Raw genomic sequence first — 22598 nt, forward strand, 5'->3', positions numbered from 1 at the left:
TTATTCTACCGCTGTATCTTTCCAACTGCGCGATTTGGCCGACTCGATGACCGCTTCACAGACCTTTTGTGTTTCATATGCATTTTTGAAGTCGGGCTGACAAGGCTCACCCGTCTCCAGGCTTTTCAGGAAATCGGCTGCTTGGTGGACGAAGCTGTGTTCATAGCCAATGCCCAAGCCCGGAACCCACCATTTTTCCATATAGGGATGGTCCCCATTTGTCACGTGGATGGAACTCCAACCTTTGACATCCGAGTCTACCCCGTTATCGAAATATTCCAGTCGGTTCAAATCATGCAAATCCCAACGGATGGAGGCATGTTCTCCATTAATTTCAAAGGTATAGAGGGCCTTATGTCCGCGCGCATAGCGGGTGGATTCAAACAATCCCAGTGAGCCATTTGCAAAGCGGCAATGGAAAATACACGCATCGTCTATCCCCACTTCCTGCAATTTACCGGTATCCAGGTGGACACGTTGTTTCACGAATGTTTCAGTAACGGCCGAAACTTCCGTAATTCCGCCATTCAGCCACATCGCGGTATCGATGCAATGCGCAAGCAGATCCCCGGTTACGCCAGATCCCGCCACGTCGACATCCATCCGCCAAGCGGCATCCCCACCTTGCGGAAGGTCAGCATTGATGGTCCAATCTTGCAGGAAATTTGCGCGGTAGTGAAAAATCTTGCCCAACTTGCCCGAGGCAATGATTTTTTTGGCCAAGGTGACAGCAGGCAGGCGCCGATAATTATACCATACCGTGTTGGTCACACCCGCTTTTGAAACGGCGTCAACCATCTTTTTGGCTTCGTCCAGGTTCCGTGCGAGTGGTTTTTCCGTAAGCACCATTTTTCCGGCCTCAGCAGCTGCCACGGCGATTTCGGCATGCAGGTGGTTGGGCGTACAAATATCCACGGCATCGATGTCGTCACGGGCAATGAGCTTCCGCCAATCCGTTTCATACGAGGCAAAGCCCCATTGGTCTGCGAAGGCCTTTACTTTTTCCTCCCGCCGCGAACATACCGCCTGCAAAACCGGTTGGTACTGCAATTCGGGGAAGAAATTGGGCACTCGATTGTATCCGTTTGAATGGGTACGGCCCATGAAGCCGCAACCAATTAATCCTATTCTCAGTTTCTGCTTATTACTCATATTTTTCTCCTTTATTATATCGTGCTGTGATTATTCCTGCCATCCATGCGCTTCACGAACACTGATTAGTGCTGCCAAAATATCATTCCATGTCTGTTGTTGGTTCAATACCGCATTGGGAAACATGCACCCATCCCAGCAGATGTGGTTGAACGCCTTGGTCAGCTGCCCCTGCTCATCACGCAGCCAATGCCCGGCGTCTTTGGGAATATCCAATTTGCCGTTCGGATCATTGGGCAAGCAGTGCCTACCGGTCTTGTCGTGCGAGCCGGAGCCGAAAACCGTCCCGTCATTCTGTGCCACGTGGAAATCTATCGTCCATGGACGCAATGCCTTGGTAAGCACCCGTAGCCCTTCGGTAATTGCCGCGCGATCGCCCCATTGGAAGTTTTCAGGCAGGATACGATCTTCTGGTTTATTGTAGCCGAGCAGGTAAAGAAACGTGTGGGACATATCAGCCTGAAAACCAATATTCGGCCGGTCTACCGCTTCCAGCGTAGCTATCATGGCTTTCCAACTGTGCATACCCCCCCAGCAGATTTCCCCTTCCGCTGCCAATCGCTCCCCATAATCGGCCGCCACGTCACATGCTTCGCGGAATGTCTCGGCAATAATTTTGGTATTTCCAGCAGGGTCTTCCGCCCAAGCGGCAGGAGAGCAGGAAGAATCGATGCGAACCACCCCATAGGGGCGGATACCCAATTCCCTCAACTGCTGACCGAACTGGCAGGCTTTGCGCACCATGTCAACGAAAACCGTCCGGCTTTCCTTGCTTCCAAGCGCCGACCCAGCCCAAATAGGTGCCACCAGCGAACCGATTTTCAAGCCATGCCCAGCTACCTTGTCGGCCAATCGCTTCACTTCGTCCGTGCCCCCATTGATGTTGACGTGTGGCTCCAACAGGCCAATATCCACGCCGTCAAACTTCACACCATTGACCTCCGCTGCCGCCGTATAAGCCAGCAAATCGTCAAAAGGTATCACGGGTTCGGAATCCGGACCCTTGCCCACGATACCAGGCCAAGTGGCGTTGTGCAGTTTCGGGAAATTATTCGTTGTACTCATATTCACTGTTTTTATTGATTACACATGCTTTTCCGTAGGCTATGCCAATACGAGGTCCGGGTTGCCCGGGCCGAAATGCTTCAGCATCACGATGGGATCTGTCTTCGATAGGTTCGTTATCCGTACACCCGACACCGCCGCAGCCTCGCTCACGAAATACTCGTCGTGCGTCAGCTGCCCGTAGCGGATAAGCGACGGTGTCTCGATGTCCCATACACCCAGCTTCCCTCGGCCCTGCATCATGATCAGGCCGTAGGCCGCTCCGTCATGGATCGTCACCGTCGCCCCCGGCAGCACCGTCAGCTCCTTCGCGCTAAACGCCTCCGATTTGTAGCACACCCACTTCTCCACGTAACCTGACTCCAGCATCTCCAACTCCGAACGCACGGGAAGCGGTGCCATGAAACGGTTCGCCATCGTATACGGATCCACGTTCAGCTCCCAATCCAGCACAGCTATCAGCTCGTCGTAGTCCCCAATCCTGTCCTGGGGTGTACCGTTCCACAGCAGCTCTTCTGGTATTACCGCCTCGTTTACCAGCGACTGGTACATCGCAAATACGTCCGAAGCCTTCTGGGGCTCGTATGTACATAGGCTTCCCGGCGCATGAAGCAGCCCCGGTGGGACGTCCCAGCCTGTTCCTGGCTCCAAGCGGTACGCCTGCGAGTAGTTCGTTATCTTGTTGTCCCCCTTCGTGAAGTTCACCAGGCAGTCCCTTATCTGATCCCGGCTTGTCCCAGGCGCAATCCCGATGAACGTGTATGGGAAATCCCCGCCGTGGTTGTTCAGCTGCGGCGGAAAATAATACGCCTCCGGTTTCCCCTGCTGCCCAATCAACGCCGCTTTCTCGTCGTTGTGGTGGACGTGGTGTGGCAAGGGCCCCATGTTGTCGAAAAACTTCGAGTACATCGGCCAGGCCCCGTAGGCCTCCCACAGGCGCGCGCCAATGAGTTCGCCCTTCAGCTCATCCACCGCATCCCGCAGCAAAAATTGCTGCTCCCCACTCCCGGCGCCCAGCACCACCTTGCTCAAGCCCTCGTCTTCCCCCGTCAGCGGGCCGTTCTTCGCAGGCGTCGTGGAGGATAGCCAACGTTCGTCTATACCCCCACGTATGCCCCCCAATACATAATAATCATCCGGGTGGAGCTTGATCCGACGCCCCGGCACACAGAACGAACGCGGGACCCACGTCGGTGCCAACCGTAAAATGCCCTCGCCCTCTTCAATTGCTTGCTTCGATAGCTTGCTTGTTTCCATATGTTGATTGATTTGATATTTGGTTATTACCTTCAAATTTAAAAATTTCAGCCGTAAACAGGCATTAAATTGTTTGATTAATAGCCACTATTTTGTGTTAAGTTTGTGTTATTCCGCACTTCGCTGGTCGGTATGGGAAACAGCAACTCCCGCTCCTTCAATACCGGCCCATAGGTAAACCGATGTCCTACGTAGTCCTCAAATTGTTTGGTTGCTACATTATACGCCTTGCGTAAGCGCACCATATCATACCAAGTTTTGTTTTCGAAGCACAGCTCATACCAGCGTTCCCGCCAAATGGCTTCCCGTAGCTGCTCTTTCGAGAGGCCTTCGAGATCGTCCAATTCCGCCCGCGACCGGATAGCATTGACGGCATCATACGCTGCCGTTGTAGGCCCGTTCACCTCATTGGATGCTTCCGCATACGTCAACAGCACATTGGCGTAGCGTATTACCGGCCAATTCAGGTCGCTGTTGGCCGTGGTGGTTTGGGCCACCTCGTCAAAAAGCTTCCAGATGAAATACCCACCAAGATCCACCACCTGATTCCGGTTGGATTCGTGGGTAAATTGGGTAAAGAAAAATTGCTTTTCCTCGGCGCGCAAGTCACCCGGTTCATACGATTCCACGAAGTCTGCCGTCGCATAAATGCCACCCGTTTCATCGGAATATTGCGAAATGTTTTTATTGTAAGGGATAATCAATACCTGCCAATTCGGGACAATCAGCTGGGTTTTGAACTGGATCATGAAAATATTCTCGATGATGTTCTTCATACTGGGGTCATGCAATGCAGCGTAGTCATCAAACAGTTCAAACTCCCCGGAATTGATAACCTCTTCCGCCTTTTCAGCCGCCAGGCTATAGTAAGCTTCGCCCTTCTGCAATGGATAGCCTGCCATCGTCAGGTATACTTCCGCCATCAATGATTTTACAGCCCCCAGGCTCACCCTTCCCGATGCGTTTTTCCATGCCAACCCCGCAGCTTCTGCGATGGTAAGATCATCGATGATTAAGTTATAAACCGCCTCCGGATCAGCTTGTGCCGGACGCAATTGCTCCGATTGCAAGGACATGGGTTCGGTGACCAATGGAATGTGGCCAAACATCCTGATCAGCTCAAAATAATACCAGGCTCTCAAAAAATGGGCTTCGCCCAACAGCCTCGTCGCTTCTTCGCTGTCCATGGTAATCTCCGGGATTTTGGCAATGGACAGGTTCGCGTTGCCTATTCCCCGATAATAAGATGCCCAAAAAGTCTGGCCATATCCATTGTCGGATGTATTGTTCAAATCCTTGACGAAATAACTGTTGACCGCTTGCCCTAAATCTGTAGCAGCCAGACCGGTGGCAAACTCGGTCATTGCCCAAGCACCACCCCCAAAACCGCTTGATAGCGGATCCCGCATGCTCGCATAAATCGCATTCACCGAGCTTCGGGCATGCGCCGGTTGGGTAAAATAATTCTCTACGGTAAAGTTACTGGGATCCGACTCATTCAGAAATTCGGAGCAGCTGGTCAATAACACCCCAACACTGAGGGTCATTGTCATGTATTTTATTGCTATTGTTTTCATCGCTTCTTAGTTTTGATAGTACCTTGTTACCTTGTTCCTACAACCCGATGTTCACGCCCAACATAAATACCCTTGGCCGTGGATAATCGTAGAGGCCGTATCCCTGACCGAAGGCGGATCCGGAATTGGAAACTTCGGGATCGAAACCACGGTACTTGGTGGATACGAAGAAGTTTTGTACCGATCCGTACAACCGCACCCGTTGCAATTTCAATCGCGAAGCGAGCTGTGCGGGGAATGCGTAAGCCAACAAGAGATTCCGGCCCCGGATAAATGACCCATCCTGCACTTTGTGGCTATCGTCATACGTGTCATAACCGGCTGGAATGGGCCGTACCTGTGCAATGGGCGTATTCTGGTTCGTTTCGGTCCACGCATTCAGCACCGTTTTGTAACTATTGGCAATACCCTGCCGGTCCTCGATCGAGTGGATGCTTCGGTCAAGCACGTCATTGCCGTACATGTATTGCAAATCTACCGTCAACGACCAGGCTTTGTATTGGAATGTGTTCAGGAAGGTGCCAAATCCATCCGGGATACCTTTTCCGATAATTGTACGGTCGTTGTCATTGATAATGCCATCATTATTCAGGTCCAAGAACTTTACGTCGCCCGGCAATTTGTTATAGATTGCTGCTTGCTCGGCTTCGGCCGTAGACCATGTGCCCAAGTGTTCCCGTCCGAAGAACGATCCCACAGGCTCGCCTACCCGGATGATCGTGGCTGCTCCCGGAAAAATATCGCTGCCCCCGGAAAGTGCCAGCACCTTGTTCTTATTAATCGAAATGTTGAATGTCGTACTCCAGGAGAAATTGTCCGACTGCAAATTGGTGGTATTCAAACCAATCTCGATCCCTTTGTTTTCCATGCTGCCAATATTCGTGAATATGCTTCCATATCCACTGCTCAGCGGCAGCGGTGCATCCAACAACATGTCGTCCACTTTTCTGCGGTAGAGGTCCACTTCGAGGTTTACGCGGTTTGCGAAAAGTCCCAGTTCCAGCCCGACGTCTACTTGATGGGTTTTTTCCCATTGAAGTGCCGAATTAGCCATCCGTCCCGATCCGATTCCGATTTCGCGGGCCCCATTAAAGATGACCGAATAATTGCTCATGCCAGCCAACGCCCGGTATGAGGGAATTTCGGAGTTGCCGGTAGCCCCGTAGCTTGTACGGAGTTTCAGGTTTGAGATAGCGGGTATATCCTTCATGAACTCCTCATCGCTTATCCGCCACGCCAATGCCGCCGACGGGAAAAACGCATATTGGTTTTGCTCACCAAATTTCGACGATCCGTCCATCCGTCCGGTAAAGGTCACGAGGTATTTGCCCATGAGGGAATAATTTATCCGCGTAAAATAGGAGTTCAAGCCATAGGCTGACGCCCCGGAGCTGGGAGCCAATGCCGTAGCCCCGGCACCCAGGTTATTATACTGGAAGTACACATCGGAGAAGCCCTCGGCATTGGCTTGGCTGTTGAAACTGCCAACATGCTGCCACGAAAGGCCCAGCATTGCATTCAACGAATGGATACTCCCAAATTCCTTATTATAAGTCAGGTAGTTTTCAAACTGCCACGAATTAAATCGGTTGTTGGCAACGTATGCATTACCATTGGTAGAAATGTATTGCAGCCCCGCGGCGGCAAAATAATCATTACGCTGATTGATGATGTTCGTTCCAAGCGTAGACCGAAGTTCGAGGCCTTCCATCAACCGGATATTGGCATACATATTTCCCAGCATGGTCTGTGTACGCAGAAAATACAGCCGTTCTTCGGCTATGCGGAAAGGATTATCACCCCCCTCCATACCCGGATAATCCCGGTTGCTTGCCCATGAACCGTCGGCATACCGCACGGGTATGATAGGCAAGGCCTCCAGGATCTGTCGCACCATGGTGATGCCGCCACCATCCAACTGATCCACCTGCTTCTCATCTTGGTCGTTATAACTGAGCGATCCACCTACTTTCAACCAATCCTTAATCTCCGTGTCGAATACAAAGCGCCCGGCATAGCGTTTTTGCCACGAACCATATATAATGCCATTCTCGTTACGGTAGCTCAGGAATGCCCCATAGGTTCCCTTTTCGTTGCCATTGGTAAAACCGAGCTGATGGTTTTGCGTAAAAGCATCCTGGAACGCTTCCTCCTGCCAGTTGATGTCATATAATGGGTTTCCTTGCCCATCAAAAAGCAGGGGGTTGGTACGTTTAGTACGGGGATCCACATATTTCGTGCCCGTTGCCCAGCCGACCGGGTCGTATTTCTGCGCATTGGCGTAAGCAATCTCCTCCACTTCCAAAAATTCCCTTGCATTGAGCACGGGCAACAATTTGGGAGCCGTCCCCATGCTGAAATCAGCATCGTAGGTCAATCCACCGCCGCCGGACGTCCCCCGTTTGGTCGTCACCAAAATAACGCCGTTTGCGCCACGGGCGCCGTAAATAGCTGTTGAGGAAGCATCCTTCAGCACTTCGATGGAAGCAATATCGTTAGGGTTGAGGTAGTCAATGGGCGTACTGCCATTTTGCAGTCCGGCCGCGTTTAAAATGACTCCATCAATGACATACAATGGGTTGTTGGACACACTGACGGAGCTGGCCCCACGGATACGGACATTGGTCCTTCCACCAGGCCGTCCAGAGCTTGACGAAACGTTGACACCGGTTACCCGGCCTGCCAATCCCTGATTCAGCGAGGATGCAGGTCGTTCCTGAAGGGCTTCGGCACGCACCGTCCCTACCGCACCGGTCAGGTCGGACTTCCGCTGGGTTCCATAGCCCACTACCACCACTTCATCCAGGTCGGTTTGGCTATGCTCCATCACTACGTTTAGCGAAGCACCGGCAACACGCACCTCCTGCGAGTCGTAACCTACACCGCTGAACACCAAGATAGCCCCTTGGCTTTGTTGTAAGGTGATCGTGTATTCGCCCTGGTCATTCGTGCTGGAACTGTTATTCGTCCCCTTCTCGGTCACGGTCACGCCACTGATTGGCACTTGCCCGGTATCGGTCACCCGGCCGTTAACGGTTTGTTGGCGGTTGGGTCCGGCCCATACCGTCTGAACCATCGCTATCATCAATGTCACAAGCAGGTAGCTGCTCGCAACCCTTCGAAGCTGCCGTCTTTTTCCGACAGAACCATGTTGGTTGATTGGTTTATCATTACACATATTCATAACTTGGTTAATTAAATTAATTGGTTAATTGATTGTTTTTTAAATAGTTTACATATTATTGTAGTAGTTAATTATAGACATGTGATTTCCCTTGAATCACGATAGCGCTATTTCGCCCGGTGATTCGATTAATGTTTAATAGTTCCTGATGTCAGATTTATTTCTTAGTCACACACCCCATTTCTGAAGCATGTCCGGCAAGGCTAGGGAGTGCATACGCTCCCTAGCTATACTTCATGAAAACGGTGTTACTGTTGGCCGTGTCAATGCAACGGCTGCGCTGCTATCGTTGGTGCAGCTTTATCTTTTAAACGCTTTTGCCAAAAGAAGAAAATGATAAACAATACGATCAAAATCGCAGGGAATGAAATCATCTTGACTAAGGCATCCTGTCCTGTAGCAAGCTCCAGAGCAGAATCTGTTAGTCCCGCAGCCATATTTTTTGCCCGCGCACTGTCAATCCACCCACCAATTATGGGTTGGAAAATCGCGGAAGAAAACATGCCGGCACCCCCGATAATTGACATGCCCAGTGCACCGCTTTTGGGAACGCGTTGCGCCGTCGCTCCTACCATCACGGGCCAGAAATAACAAATTCCAAGTGCGAATATAACCGTTGCCACGTAAGCTAACGGACCCGTAACTGTACTAAACATGTAGATACCAATCGCGGTCAAGATAGCGCCGCCCAAAAGCACGCCTGTCTGTCCCAGCACCCGGACAACCGGTCCGGCGAAAAACCTTCCCGCGGCCATCAGACCACTTGTTAACGCCAAAATCAGCATCGGTTGGGCACCGCTGTTACTCATTATCACACTGACCCATTGGTTTGGACCAAACTCCGAAATCGCCGTGAGGAACATGCAAACAAACAAAAACCCAAAAGTAGGCGTGAACATCGCCCGGAAGTTTTCAGCCAGAGAAGTAACCCCTTCAATTTTAGGTTTAGGAAAGGCTTTCCCGTAAAACAGAATAGCGTATATTACCGTAGGAATCATGGTCACCCAAATTTGGACCTGCCAGCTGAAGCCGATACTTGTCATCGCTTGGGAAAGCAGGGAGCCCAAAAAAATACCCCCGGGAAACCACATGTGGAACCTGTTTAGCATTTTGTCCATTTTCACCCCTGAATACATATCTGCGATCATCGGATTACAGGCCGCCTCTGTACATCCGTTCCCGAAACCGATAAACAATGTGGAAATTAGGAGTGTTGAGTAGCCTCCAGCATAAATGGTCATGATAATTCCTATCGTATGTGCTATAAAGGCCACCCGCATGATATTTCTTGCACCAAAGGAATGGTAGACTATCCCTCCAATAATCATGGAAATAGGAAACCCAAAAAAGAACATGGAATTAATGACCCCAAGCTGGGTAGCACTCAAGCCGAATTCTTCTCCAAGTTGCGGTAAAATCCCCGCCCGGATGGAAAATGTAAATGCAGTGGTAATGAGGGCAAAGCATGACCCGTTGAACAAAGCAGTCCTATTAATGTTTTCGTTCATAGTACTAAAGGTTTTTAATTGGTTTTATAATTAGCTATTTGTATCGATAGTTTTAATGCTTCGTTTTTCTGTCTTGCCCTTGTCTGCCAAAAAAGCCGAATATTTTAAAAAACCATTTCGGATATTCAAATGCCGATTCGTCCCGTGTCTTCCATGGAACGTACACAAAGATATCGCATCGGCAATACACGGCTATCCTGTCCTATCCTGAACTTTCATGGCAGCCCAAAATAAAAAAAAATTCGGGTATAAAAAAAGCCCTTTTTGAAAAGGAAACGGCATTTACCTACACAAATCCATACCCGACGGCTAAGGATAGATAAGGACAGACCATGATGGTTAGCAAGAAAACAATAATTAACATTGGCTTCAGTTTTAATAACGGCCAATTATGATATAACCTAATGAACTCTACGCAACTGTTTAGTTATTTAGGTACCTTAAAGAAAATCAAGAATACAACAAGTAGTTTATCCACTAAACAAACAGCTTTTTTTAAATAGGTACTATGAAAAAGAGACATCCAAGAATGAACGTCGTTCGATTACTTACCTTATTTGGAGCAACCTTGACCCTGGTATATGCGCTTCAATGTACTTCAAACTCAAACACATTAAAAATCAAAAAAGATGCGCACATTATCCTGATTGGCAATAACCTGGGTTCAAGGATGATGGATTACGGTTACTTTGAAACGGAAATGCAGCTCAGGTACCCGGACAGCCTGCTGTATATCCGCAACATGAGCGACGGGGGCAACACGCCTGGATTCCGACCCCATTCCGGCCGCCGTACGCCCTGGGCATTCCCTGGTGCCGAAAAGTTCCAGACCGAACTGGCCAATGACCCCAATACCCAGGGACACTTTGAGACGCCCGACCAGTGGATCACACGGCACAAGGCGGACATCATCATCGCCTTTTTCGGATCGGTGGAGTCGTTCGATGGCGAAGCGGGGCTCCAGCGCTACAAAGACGAGCTCGACGCATTTATCAAATACACCTTGCAGCAGCATTACAACGGAGTCTCCGCGCCTCAGTTGGCCATCGTCTCGCCCATCGCTTTCGAGGACCTTTCAGCCAAATATGACCTGCCAGACGGCAAACGCGAAAACCAAAACCTCGCTCTGTATACCCAAGCGATGAAGGAAGTCGCGGAAACCAACAAGGTGCTTTTCGTGGATATGTACACGCCGTTCAAGAAATTGTTCGACAAGGGCGACCAGCAATGGACCATTGACGGCTTGCAGCTCAATGACGAGGGCTACCAGAAATTTTCGTTGCTCCTGACCGATGCGGTCTTTGGCAAGGAAAAGGTGCGGGATGATTCCCACCGCACATTGGTGCACGAAGCGGTCATGGAAAAAAACTGGATGTGGCACAAGGACTTCAAAATGCCTAACGGTGTGCAGGCTTACGGCCGCCGCTACGATCCGTTCGGGCCCGATAATTATCCAGCGGAAATCACTAAAATCAGGGAAATGACCGCCGTACGCGACGAAGCTATCTGGAAGGCGCTCAAGGGCGAACGCATGGATCTGGACAGCGCCGACGCGCTGACGTCCAAACTCCCCGAAGTGGAGACAAACTACGTGCCGAGCAACAAAAACGGTAACCCAAGGTACTTGTACGGGGAGGAAGCACTTAGTAAATTCCGGATGGCACCGGGTTATAAGATAGAACTCTTTGCTTCCGAAGAAGATTTCCCCGATCTGGAGAAACCCATGCAACTATCCTTTGACAACCAAGGGCGTCTCTGGGTGGCCATCATGCCCACCTACCCACACTGGAAACCGGGGGATCCCAAACCCAATGACAAGATCCTCATCTTTGAGGATACGGACAACGACGGCAAGGCCGATAAGCAAACGGTGTTTGCCGACAGCTTGCACCTGCCCGTCGGGTTCGAATTAGCCCCCGAGGGGGTCTATGTCTCACAGGGCACCAATTTCGTCTTGCTCAACGACACGGACGGCGATGGCAAGGCGGACAAAAAGGAAGTCCTGCTCAGCGGTTTTGACGACCACGACACGCACCATGCCCACCATGCCTATACAGTAGATCCATCGGGTGCCATCTACATGGGCACCGGCGTGTTCCTCATCAGCGACGTCGAAACACCCTATGGCACGGTCCGCACCACCAACGGTGGCTTCTTCCGTTACGACCCTAACCGCCGCAAGCTGGAATTCACGCAGCTTTCCATCCCGAACCCATGGGGCATCGCCTTTGACGACTGGGGCCAGAATTTCTATGCCGAAACCTCCAGTCCCGACGTGAGCTGGATGATGCCCGGGTCTGTCAAACCCATATACGGCAAATTCACCCCGAAATCGAGGAATCTCGTCGAGGATGCCCACCGGGTACGCCCCACATCGGGGCTGGAATTCATTTCGAGCCGCCACTTCCCTGACGAGGTGCAGGGCGATTTCCTCATCAACAACACCATCGGCTTCCTGGGCACCAAGGAGCATACGCTGGAAGACGACGGGACGGGGTACAAAAGCCGCCACCGCCAGGATTTGCTGCGCTCCGAAGACCCCAATTTCCGGCCGGTGGATCTGGAATTTGCCCCCGATGGCTCCCTTTACCTGATTGATTGGCACAATGTGCTGATTGGCCATATGCAACATAATCAGCGCGATCCCCTGCGGGATCATACCCATGGGCGCATTTACCGGGTCACCTACCCTTCCCGGCCATTGGTAAAGCCCGCCCAGGTAGCCGATGCCCCAATCGACACGCTGCTGGACAACCTGAAGCTGCCGGAATACCGCACCCGGTACCGTACGCGCCGCGAACTCCGCGGGCGGGATTCATCGGAAGTGCTGGCACACCTGAAAACCTGGATCGGGAAGTTGGATGCAACCGATCCCCACTATGAGCACCACCTCCTGGAAGGGCTGTGGGTAAGCTGGGGGCTCAACCACGTCGACCAATCGTTGCTCCGCCAGCTCCTCCATGCCAAGGATTACCGTGTGCGTGCCGCAGCCGTCCGCGTGGTGCGCTATACCGGTCACCAGGTCGCGGACCAGGCTCAACTGCTGAAGGAGGCTGCCACGGATGAACATGGGCGTGTCCGCCTGGAAGCGCTGGTAGCGGCATCCTGGCTGGACGAGGATCAGGGATTGCCCGTTTTGGAAGAAGCGGCAAAGAAACCGCTTGATGATTGGATGGCCAATGCCTACGGCGCGGCACTCGCCCGTTTGACCGGAGACGTCATTGTAGCGAAAAAGGAAGAAACTACGGTGACCGACCTAAAGGGGCGCGACCTTGAACTATACAAAAAAGGCCAACTGCTCTATGCGCAAGATGGGTTCTGCTCCACCTGCCACCAGCCAAACGGAAAGGGATTACCCAGCTCCGGCTTCCCACCCCTGGCTGCCAGCCCGTGGTTGGATAACGACGAGCGGTTGATTAAGCTGACACTGAACGGCCTCCAGGGCCCCATGGAAGTATCGGGCCAACAATATGCCGGGCAGGTACCGATGACGCCGTTTGGGGGGCTGCTGGATGATGAGGGAGTTGCCGCCGTGCTCACCTACGTAAAAAACTCCTTTGGCAACAAGGGGGCGGCCGTGGATCCCGAAAAGGTGAAGGCAATACGAGCTGCGATAGCGGATAAAAAGAGCTTCTATACACCCGAAGAATTGCTCAAGGAACACCCCTTATCGAAGTGACCGAAACCGAAATAAAACCATAAAAAAACCGGGGAATGCAACGAATTCCCCGGTTTCCTTTTTTTAAGCAAAACGCGGTACTATCCACCGAAGTGGGATCGCAGGAAAGGGATCCCCTTCAGCGCGATGGCTTCAAGTGAAGGTTCGAAGCTACGCCAGATGGATGCCGCTTTGGCTACCACCTTGACTTCGGGCGTAAACGATTCAATGACCAAGCTACCTGAATAATCGATCGCTTGCAGCGCATCCCGGATGCCCTCCCAATTGATATGGTCGCCCCCGGGCGCACCGCGATCGCAGCCGCACGCATGAACATGCAACAGGTGTTTGCCCGCTTTACGGATAGCTACCGCCGAGTCTTTTTCTTCGATATTCATGTGGTAAGTATCCAAAAGCAGGCCAACTGCGGGGTGATCTATCGCTTGGATTAACTCCAAAGCTTGGTCGCAGGTATTGATAAAATCCGTTTCATAACGGTTCAATGGCTCGATTGCCAGTTTTCTTCCCAAGCTATCCGCGCGGGATGCCAGTGTTTTCAGATGTGCTGCCACGGTATCCCACTGTGCTTTATACGCATCTTCCCCCGTTTGCTCTGCCCGGCCTACCGTGGAATAAAGCGGCCCTACCATGACCGGGCAGTCCAAGATGGCCATGGCTTCCAATACTTGAGTGATGTAATCTATTGAATTTTGTTGCTCGGCTTTGGTGCCACGGAGATCACGTCCAGGCCCCATAGCGGCACAAATGGAAGAACAAACAATATCGTTGTCATCCAACGCTTGCTTGATTAAATGTGCATCGATATGCGAGGCATCCTCAAGCGCAATTTCCACTGCATCGCAGCCCCATGCTTTGAATTGCCGGATAATATCAATGCGTTCGTTGGTAAACGGAGAGGTAAGTAAGAATGTATTGACGCCGATTTTTAACATAGTCTTTTTTATTAATAAATAATTAATCTTCTTGCAACTGGTAGTCTGCCGGACGCTTTCCCTTTTTGAAGCTATTGAAACCGAACATGGTAGGTTCATAAGGGGACACGAATGCCACATCAGCACGTTCAGGGATTTGATTTTCAAGGTTCATGGCCCAAAAGCATGCATTCACAAGTAATCTTCTTAAATCTTCGTTCAACAAATCGACCGATGCGCCCATCGTTGTGGTAAAGGCTTTTCCCTCCTTACCTTCCGGGAGCTTGTAGGTCCTGGTCCAAGCGACGGGCAACGCAGCCTTATTTTCATTGATGGGCGAATCAGCCGTCATCCCATTGGTAGACTGGCCATACATCAGGATGTCGGCGTCGGCCAATGAGCCCACGGTATAGACATCGGTAGGTCCCCAGATGTCCTTCACACCATTCAGGATGGGATTGGCTGCGTGCTCTTCGTTAAAAACACCACGTGTCCCCTCTTTGCCATGGTCACCGTGGTGGCTTACCCAGGTTTCCCCCAGCACCAGTTTGCCGAATCCTCCTTCCCAGCCGGGCACCTTGCTCTGGAAATCATAGTTAGCCAAGGCATCATTAGGATTCTTCGCATAATGGAAAGCATGCGTAGCAGTGCGTAAGCCTACCACGGGTTTCCCTGCTTTCAGGTAGTCGTCGATATAACGCATCTGGTCAGGCGGCAATTCGCGGAAGCGCGTAAACATGACCATCAAGTCGGCGGATTCCAGGTTGGCCAGGCCTGGTATGTTGGCCTGCTGCATGGCGTCGATTTCTCCCGTCGACGGGTCAACGGAAAAAAGCACGGTACAGGTAAACCCAAACTTCTTGGCAAGGAGCTGGCCCAGCATGGGCAATGCTTCTTCAGAGCGGTACTCTTCGTCCCCGCTGATCAGCACGATATGCTTGCCCTTCCCAGGTCCCTCATAACCCGTATAGGTAACCCATTGTGGTTCGGATACCTCAGGGCGTTCTGTCGCTGAGCAACAGGCAAAACTGACGAGTGCAGCCAGTAGCAGCGGTAATGATACTATTCGATTTTTCCTCTTCATATGATCATAAATTATTGGTTTTCAATCGGTATTATTTATTTCAGGTGACACGTAAAAAAGCAGCGATGTCGGCCGGTTGATCCAATACCTGGATGGTCACACCGTAATCCCGCCGTTCCTTCGGCTGCAAGAAGATAAGGGAGCCATCGCTCCGGGCTTGGGACTGGCCGATGGGGGGATGCGTGCCGGGTTCCAACCCCACCACATATTCCCCCGGCCCCCAATGCTGCCAGTTGGTCAACCAAGGCAACTGCGCTTTTTCAAAAGCAACCGTCAAGGCGATGCCAAGCTCCGGATTGTGGATTCCGCATAGACATGTTCCCTCAGCATCGGCTTCCACATCAATGAACGCCGCTTCTTCACCGTCTCCCACATGATCTGCCAGCGGTGGGCGCCCTTTCCGGAAAGGCTGCCCTTCTCGGAAAATTCGCGCCTTGTCGTCCCCTTCCCTCGAAGTCCATGGCCCTTTCCAACAAATATCCACCCCCTCGTCAACCAACGGCCAACCCAAATTGATGTGGTAAAGGAGCATATGGGGAGCAGGTATGTTACCGTAGTTGACGACTTCGTCTTGGATACGAATCGTCGACTCGCCCAGCTTACCCGAAATCGTGCGTTTCAGCACAAGCTGTGCGCCCAACGGCTGGGATTGTTTGACAATACCGGTGATATGCATGTCCAAACGCCCCGTCAGCAGATCCGGCTGGACAATAGACTCAATCGTGGCCGATAACCCACTGAACTGGCTGTGAAGGCCTCTTTCACCATATTCATCCGACTCCGGGCCACCCACATGATCCAGTCCACAGGTAGTCACCAACCCGCCGCCGAATGCATTCAACCATTCAATGCCGCGATATCCGCCGGACCGGGGTGCTGTCACCCCCTGGTGGCTTATCCATGCTAAACCATGGGCATTGTAGAATGCCTCGGCGATGTCGAGCCCGCGATCGATAATCACTTTGTATCGGAGGCCCGTACCGGTATTTATCCAGGCGATGCGTGTACCCTTGCCCGGTCCGTTGTCGAGGATGGCGGTTTCTATCCCACCTACCTGCAAGGGATTTGATAATTTATCTTTCCAGTCACCCATATCGTTGTACGCTTATTTTGTCTTGTAGGCCGGACTGCTCTCATTTCCGCCGGCCATCAGATAGGCTATCAAATCCTTCAGCTCTTCTTCGTTCAACACATTCAGCGTCCCCGGCGGCATTGTAGAAACCTTAGATACCCGCATTTCCTTGACATCATTTTTAGGTATCTCCCGCAATACCTGCGGTGCATAAGGATTTTGGGATACCGAATATACATCGCCCTCTTCACTCACCAGCCTGCCCAACACAGACGAACCATCTTTTAACACCAAAACTTTGGATTCATATTGGTCGGAAATCACCTCGTTGGGTTCAATAATGGATTCCAGCATATCGCGCACGGAAAACCGTGTGCCCAGTTGCGTAAGATCAGGCCCTATCGCTCCGCCTTCGCCACGCATGGTGTGACATGAAATGCAGCGTATAGCTGCAAATAAGGATTTTCCACGCTCAAAATCGCGCTTTCCTTTGTCTTTTTCGACGGCTTTCAACGCCGTATCGATTTCCCAGTTTCTACCCGGTCCTTTGGGCGGCTCCACATTTTCAAGCAAGGCTTTACCGGACTCGGCGAGGAGCGAATCCCCGGATATGGCATTATAATGGGCAAATTGTTCTTTGGGCACGTTTTCCAACGCCAGCTTCCGCGCTGCATCAAGGAAACCAATGAAACTGTTGCCGCCTTTGTAGCCAAACGCATCATAGTACCACTTGAAATAACGTTCATACAACTCCGGGGTCCATCCTGTCGTTGCCTTGCTCAATGCCGTCGCAAAATAAATCTGCTGAGCCGGAGGTGTCTTGACTAATGTATTGGCAATGTCCAACCCATATTGCGGATTCCGCAGTATCAAATCGGACGAACTGGTTAATGTTGCGGCCACCACGGTCGAATCATCCTTTGCGCTGTCCAACAAGGCTAATGTGCGCGCTACCACATAAGGGGCGTCTACCTGAATTAATATTTTACTGAGTTCCCGGTTCAGGGCATTGTCCGCTGCAGGATAGGAATCCGATAGATAAGCCGTCAATCGGTTCGCGAGCACAGGTTCGGGATCCCCCATGCGGTACAAGGCCAGCTCAAATGCCCGCAACAAGCCCAGCTTGTTTTCCCTTGAAATCCGATTGATATCCACCGTCATGAGCTTACGCAAAACAACGGATTGCAGTGCCGGGTCGCCCATCTTGGCCATGGCAATCATGGCTTGTGTCACCGTGCGAATATTCCGTTCGCGGAAGGCTTTCCTTCCCCACAATTTGAGCGGCTGGTGCATCAGCGCGACGGTTGCCGCATACCGGACATGCCGATCATCATGGTTGAGATAGGGCCAAATTCCATTGACTACGTTGGAATCAGCCGCGTGTTCAAAATATCCCTCAAGCTGCCTACGCACAGCCATCTCTTCGGTGATATCACCCGCTTCCCGATTTGGTTCTTCCTTCACTTCACCGTGATTGCGGTAATATACCCGGTATAGATCAGAGTCCAGCTTCCGGCCACCCGTGAGGAAATAAAGGGCACCGTCCGGACCAATTTCACCATCGGTAAGTGGCAAGGGAGCTCCGGAGAGAAATTCTTCCGCTGAAGCATGATAGGTTGCGCCCTGCTGTTCCAGGTGTACGGCATAGATGATGCCGAAACTCCAGTCAAAGGCCAGCAAGCTGTTGCGGTATTTGTCCGGAAATGCGGCTTTGCCGGCATGAACCAGGTTCGTCGGCGATCCCTGCCCGATATTGAGCAAGGGGGGCAGGTTGTCCGGATAGTAGGTTGCCCATTTTTCCGTACCCGTACGCCAGCCAAACTCTGCTCCCTTCGTCACATGCAACAGCCGGGTTGGCCGGTACCAAGGCATCCCGAAGTCCCATTCCATATCCGAATCATAGGCAAATAATTCGCCCTCATCATTAAACGCGATATCAAACGTATTCCGGAATCCGCCGGCCACGAATTGCCAATGTCGTCCCAACGAATCAGTTTCGGCTATCCATCCGCCCGGAGCCATGCGATCCACGGCATGGCCACGCGGATCTTTAATCGATTGGAACACATTGTCTTCATCCCAGTTAGAGGGCAGCAAGTAGCTGTCCATCTTAGGTACGTCGGTATGGTTGCCGCATACAAGGTAGATTGACTGCCCGTCGGGAGCCAAAATGATGCTGTGCGGCCCATGCTCGCCTTCCCCTTCGAACGACTTTAATAACGTAATTTCATCAAATTGGTCATCACCGTCATTATCCTTCAGCCGATACAGCCCACTGCTCTTTTCAAATGTGGTATCGCTCTTGTGATTCACCATCACATACAGGCTATTGAACGCCCAAAGTAACCCTTGCGCATACCCCATCCCCACTTTGGTCTGGGTGGTATCATCCTTCCACTCGTCCCCCGGAAAAGCAAGCCGCTGTGGCTTAACCGCCAGCGTGTCCATCCCGATTTCGGGCATATCCAGCCGGTATAGGGATCCATACTGATCGGATACGATCATCCGTCCTTTGTCATCGAATGTCATCGCCACCCACGAACCCTCTTTATTTTCAGAAGGGCTGTAAAGGTGTTCCACAACGAAATCCGGGGCGATGGTGATTTTTTCCACTTTTGGGCCCGTATCTACGTTAGCCGATCCATCTTCCTTTTCGGTCTGGCATGCCGAAGCGAGCAGCAATAGCTGGAGTCCTGCTACTAGACCGGCGGGTTTTTTCATAAAAGTTTGCATATATCTGTTAGTACAATTGTTTTGTTTATGCGAATGTAACGATTCTGGCAGTGGTTACCATCCTGGATTTTGTTCAAAATCATTAAGCCGGATCTGCTTCGTTGCATCGTCTATTCAGCGCTATAAGTTGGAGTATAGGTAACCCAAATTGCAATAACTGGTGTATTGCAATACTACTAGCTTTCTTACAAAGAGGCAACCTGTGCTGTCCTGCGTGGGCGACGTTACCTCCGTTAAATGATTCATTCGTAGAACAAATATACTTCTACATCTTCCATTAGCCCATAGTCATAACTATCATACGCATCGCCAGCAGGGTAGTTTTTGACATTGCGCCAATGCCATGGCGATACCATGCCCGGCCGTGGACTGCCGTGATGGGGGCCTAATGTGTTTTTGAGGCTACCGACGATGATAATTTCCAGCTCATTCCTACCATCTCGTATGCCTTTGCCTAATTCCAGTTGATGGGGAGGGTAGTGCAGGTAACCAACCGTTTTGCCATTCAGCTTGACGATGGCAGCAGTACCCTTCCACGCGCCGAGCTTCACGAGGTAGTGTTCGCCGGCTTTGCCTTCAAACTGCTTGGTGTAGGACACCTCATGCCCATAAAACGGCATGCCTGCTTCCTTCCAACTACCCAATGACAGCGGCGTACTGGCCGATAGGCCCCACCCTTTCTCCAGCGGATGGAGTGCAAAATCGCCTAAGACATATACAGGTTCGATTTCCGCATGGACGCTCATCCGGTTTGCCCGCAGTTCAATGGTATTATTCCCTGCTTTGCATACCTGCCGATGTCAAACACGGCAAAATCACGATCCAGCCACCATTGATCGGGAATTGGATGGATCACCTGCCCATTGATAGCCACCTGCCAAAGATGTGGCCGTTCCACCACGGCCTGTAATCCAACCGTCGCCGTTCCGGCGGCCAGCTGAAAATGGTAACTTGCGGCAAAACCCGTCCCTTGGCCGAAGGTATCCCTTCGGATAGTGTGGTCTTTATATTGGACGGATGTATTCCACGGATTGCCATCCGCAAACCCATAATGCTTGAAAACCGTATCTGCCGCATAAAATGTGTTGACGTCCTTCAGCAACGTATCGCCGATAGCAACATCGCAGAAGTCAATGGTCAATACATTCGGCCGTAGCCGCTTCACCCGGCTCTGCCGGGTGGCAATCGCCCGTGCCTGCGTTGCCGGGGCCTTCCAAGCCGGATAGGCATCCCGGGCCTCGTCTGCGATAAAAAATAAGGCGCTGCCAGCCGCCGGAAGATGATACCGTAGCAGTTGGGTGGAATCCGAGCGGGCACCCGGGAAATCGAGCACATCACCGGTTTCCGTATCCAAAAAAAGCACCTGCTTGCCCTGTACCGCTACGGCAACGTCCCTGGCTTCATCCAGGCTGGAATTAGCCAAAAACAGCAATTGCCCATCTTGTAGCCTCCTCCTGTGGTGGTATAGCTGCGGTTGCAGGAGATCTTTCCCTTTGAATACCACATCTTCCGGCAAGAAATAATCGCGTATCACGTGCTCGTCCAGCGTTTCAACCGCACGCACATCGCCAAAGGCTTGCAGTTGTGCAATTTCCGTTTCGGCAGCTGCGCCATCAATGTATCTCATGGCTTCGAAAAGTAAGATTTGCCCCCCTTGCTTGGCATATTGTAGCAACAGGCTAAAGGTAGACCTGTCGATATTCTCCATGCCCGGTGGGATGACCACGGTACGGTATCCACGCTCGCCAATGACGAACCGCGTTCCACGCACGCTCCCGTGATCCTTGATGATATTTTCCGAGCCGAGATCGTATTCCGATTGGGCGCGCTCCAAGGTGGTTATAAACGCCTGGAATTGTCGGCCAATCGTATCCCGGCGGGGATTGGCCGATTGGAAGGCAGAATACAGCCAAGCCGAGGTGGTCGGTTCGATAACCAAGATATCGTTGATCTGCTTGCCCGCCGAAAGCGCCAGCGACAGCCTGGCGAAATAGCTGTTTTGCACCCAATAATACGGCCACCACGGGTTGTGGTAGGAGAATGACTGCGGATAGTCATATTTGCGGGCACCCAATAGCGTCATGTCAGCCAAGTGCTGGTTTAACGTATTGACGCCCAGCGCATACTGCCAATCCCTCAGGCGTTTCATGTCCGTCATCGTCAACTCCCATCCTCCGCCTCCATAGGTCTCGCTCAGGGTACGCTTCCGCCCGAGTTGATTGGCTACGCTGGCCAGCTCCTTGACTGCCCGGATATTCCCAAACTGGGCATTGGGACTTGTCTCGTCAAATTGGTTGAATAGCATATCGATTGCCGGACGTTGGTGCCAGGCGTACATCGCCATGTTATCGCCGCCATGGTTCGGGCTGGGCCAGCCGTGCTCCCAATAGTGCCCCGTCCATTCCAAGCCGTTCTTCTCGGTATAGGCGTACCATGGTTTGGACCACCGGTCGATAAACAGCTGGAGCAGCACCTGGTAGTAATTATGCCTGATTTTCCGCCATGCGCCCACCTCTTCATACAGGGATGGAAGATGAGGCACTAAATCGTATCCCCACCGTTGCTTGAACTGCTCAAATAAGTCAGGCGTCCAGCGGATATTATTTTCACCCTGCACTTCGATATTGGGTTCGTCCGTAAATACACCGGGTACAGTATGTCCAAATTCCTTTCCGAAATGCCGTTCATATCCGGCCATGGTTACTTCAATGAACTTTTCCGTCACCCCTGCTTTCAACAAATCCACATAGGAAAACCCGGCATACCACGGAGACTGGTCATAAAAAGCTTTTTTAAACAAAAAATACGTCCCCAAACTATCCGCATATCGATCAGCACGGCCTGAAATATCAAGGTAGCCGTTGGAAGTTTCGCGGAGGACAACGAAATACGGGCTCATGTTATGCGGCAGCCGATCCGTCTTTGTCAGGTTGAGCATCTGCCCTTGGTTGTAAGATTCGGGCATTTCCGCCGGCACATGTCCCCCTGCGAAGCCGCTGGGATATGAATTCTCGTCATAAATCCATACGTGCAGCCCCAATGCTTTTCCTTTGGCCACGGTATAGGTAAAAAGCCGGTGCCATTCGTCGGAAAGGTACGGGGTGATGAGTCCCGGGCGCGGATGGACAAACACACCACCAAATGCCTTGTCCTTGAAGTCTTGCATCATGCTATCGATGATGGCTTCGGTGACATCCGTATGCCATACCCACAGCGGGGCACTCCCAAAGGACTTATCTGGTTGCTTGAACGCTTCTGCCAATTGCCGAATGGTAGCGATTTCCGCTTTTTGCTGGGCATGCCCCAATTGGCTATGGCATAATACTGCAAGGATCACCAAGCAGCACATCCCGCTGGTATAACGTTGTGTTTTCAT

The 22598-nt window shown here is 51.6% G+C and carries 13 protein-coding genes; 1 reads left to right on the forward strand and 12 read right to left on the reverse strand.

From position 1 onward, the window contains the following. From BMW65_RS00665 to BMW65_RS00690, 6 genes are all read right to left on the reverse strand, one after another. Positions 1 to 1152: a Gfo/Idh/MocA family protein gene (locus BMW65_RS00665; protein WP_090601977.1), complete on the reverse strand. Its 1152-nt coding sequence runs from the start codon at positions 1150 to 1152 to the stop codon at positions 1 to 3. Positions 1153 to 1182: 30 nt separating this feature from the next. Continuing rightward, entirely contained in the window at positions 1183 to 2217 is a 1035-nt protein-coding gene (locus tag BMW65_RS00670; protein ID WP_090601978.1) for a sugar phosphate isomerase/epimerase family protein, read from the reverse strand. Between the two features lie 39 nt (positions 2218 to 2256). Then, entirely contained in the window at positions 2257 to 3510 is a 1254-nt protein-coding gene (locus tag BMW65_RS00675) for a cupin domain-containing protein (RefSeq protein ID WP_245747434.1), read from the reverse strand. A gap of 41 nt (positions 3511 to 3551) precedes the next feature. Then, positions 3552 to 5051 (reverse strand): RagB/SusD family nutrient uptake outer membrane protein, encoded by a 1500-nt coding sequence (locus BMW65_RS00680; RefSeq protein ID WP_218145311.1) that lies wholly within the window; start codon positions 5049 to 5051, stop codon positions 3552 to 3554. A 37-nt stretch (positions 5052 to 5088) separates the two neighbouring features. Further along, positions 5089 to 8229, reverse strand: a complete 3141-nt coding sequence (locus BMW65_RS00685) for a SusC/RagA family TonB-linked outer membrane protein (protein ID WP_218145312.1) — start codon at positions 8227 to 8229, stop codon at positions 5089 to 5091. Between the two features lie 269 nt (positions 8230 to 8498). Next, a complete protein-coding gene (locus BMW65_RS00690) occupies positions 8499 to 9743 on the reverse strand; it encodes an MFS transporter (RefSeq protein WP_090601983.1) in 1245 nt (414 codons plus the stop codon). 508 nt (positions 9744 to 10251) lie between these two features. Here BMW65_RS00690 and BMW65_RS00695 point away from each other — a divergent pair. Further along, positions 10252 to 13422: a PVC-type heme-binding CxxCH protein gene (locus BMW65_RS00695; protein WP_218145313.1), complete on the forward strand. Its 3171-nt coding sequence runs from the start codon at positions 10252 to 10254 to the stop codon at positions 13420 to 13422. A gap of 80 nt (positions 13423 to 13502) precedes the next feature. Here BMW65_RS00695 and BMW65_RS00700 read toward each other — a convergent pair whose 3' ends face one another. From BMW65_RS00700 to BMW65_RS00725, 6 genes are all read right to left on the reverse strand, one after another. Continuing rightward, the gene (locus BMW65_RS00700) at positions 13503 to 14354 is read right to left on the reverse strand and encodes a sugar phosphate isomerase/epimerase family protein (RefSeq protein WP_090601986.1); all 852 of its coding nucleotides are present in this window, start codon (positions 14352 to 14354) and stop codon (positions 13503 to 13505) included. Positions 14355 to 14376: 22 nt separating this feature from the next. Next, positions 14377 to 15417 (reverse strand): ThuA domain-containing protein, encoded by a 1041-nt coding sequence (locus BMW65_RS00705; protein ID WP_090601988.1) that lies wholly within the window; start codon positions 15415 to 15417, stop codon positions 14377 to 14379. A gap of 40 nt (positions 15418 to 15457) precedes the next feature. Continuing rightward, entirely contained in the window at positions 15458 to 16510 is a 1053-nt protein-coding gene (locus tag BMW65_RS00710; RefSeq protein ID WP_090601989.1) for a DUF4432 family protein, read from the reverse strand. A 12-nt stretch (positions 16511 to 16522) separates the two neighbouring features. Next, positions 16523 to 19210 carry a c-type cytochrome gene (locus BMW65_RS00715; RefSeq protein WP_090601991.1) on the reverse strand — a complete coding sequence of 896 codons (2688 nt, stop codon included), beginning with the start codon at positions 19208 to 19210 and terminating at the stop codon, positions 16523 to 16525. Between the two features lie 254 nt (positions 19211 to 19464). Further along, positions 19465 to 19968 carry a hypothetical protein gene (locus tag BMW65_RS00720; protein WP_090601993.1) on the reverse strand — a complete coding sequence of 168 codons (504 nt, stop codon included), beginning with the start codon at positions 19966 to 19968 and terminating at the stop codon, positions 19465 to 19467. Further along, complete coding sequence (locus BMW65_RS00725) at positions 19965 to 22598, reverse strand: glycosyl hydrolase (protein ID WP_090601994.1); 2634 nt, start codon at positions 22596 to 22598, stop codon at positions 19965 to 19967. Before BMW65_RS00725 ends, BMW65_RS00720 begins: the two co-directional genes overlap by 4 nt.

This window comes from Parapedobacter koreensis, assembly GCF_900109365.1.
Classification (GTDB): Bacteria; Bacteroidota; Bacteroidia; order Sphingobacteriales; family Sphingobacteriaceae; genus Parapedobacter; species Parapedobacter koreensis.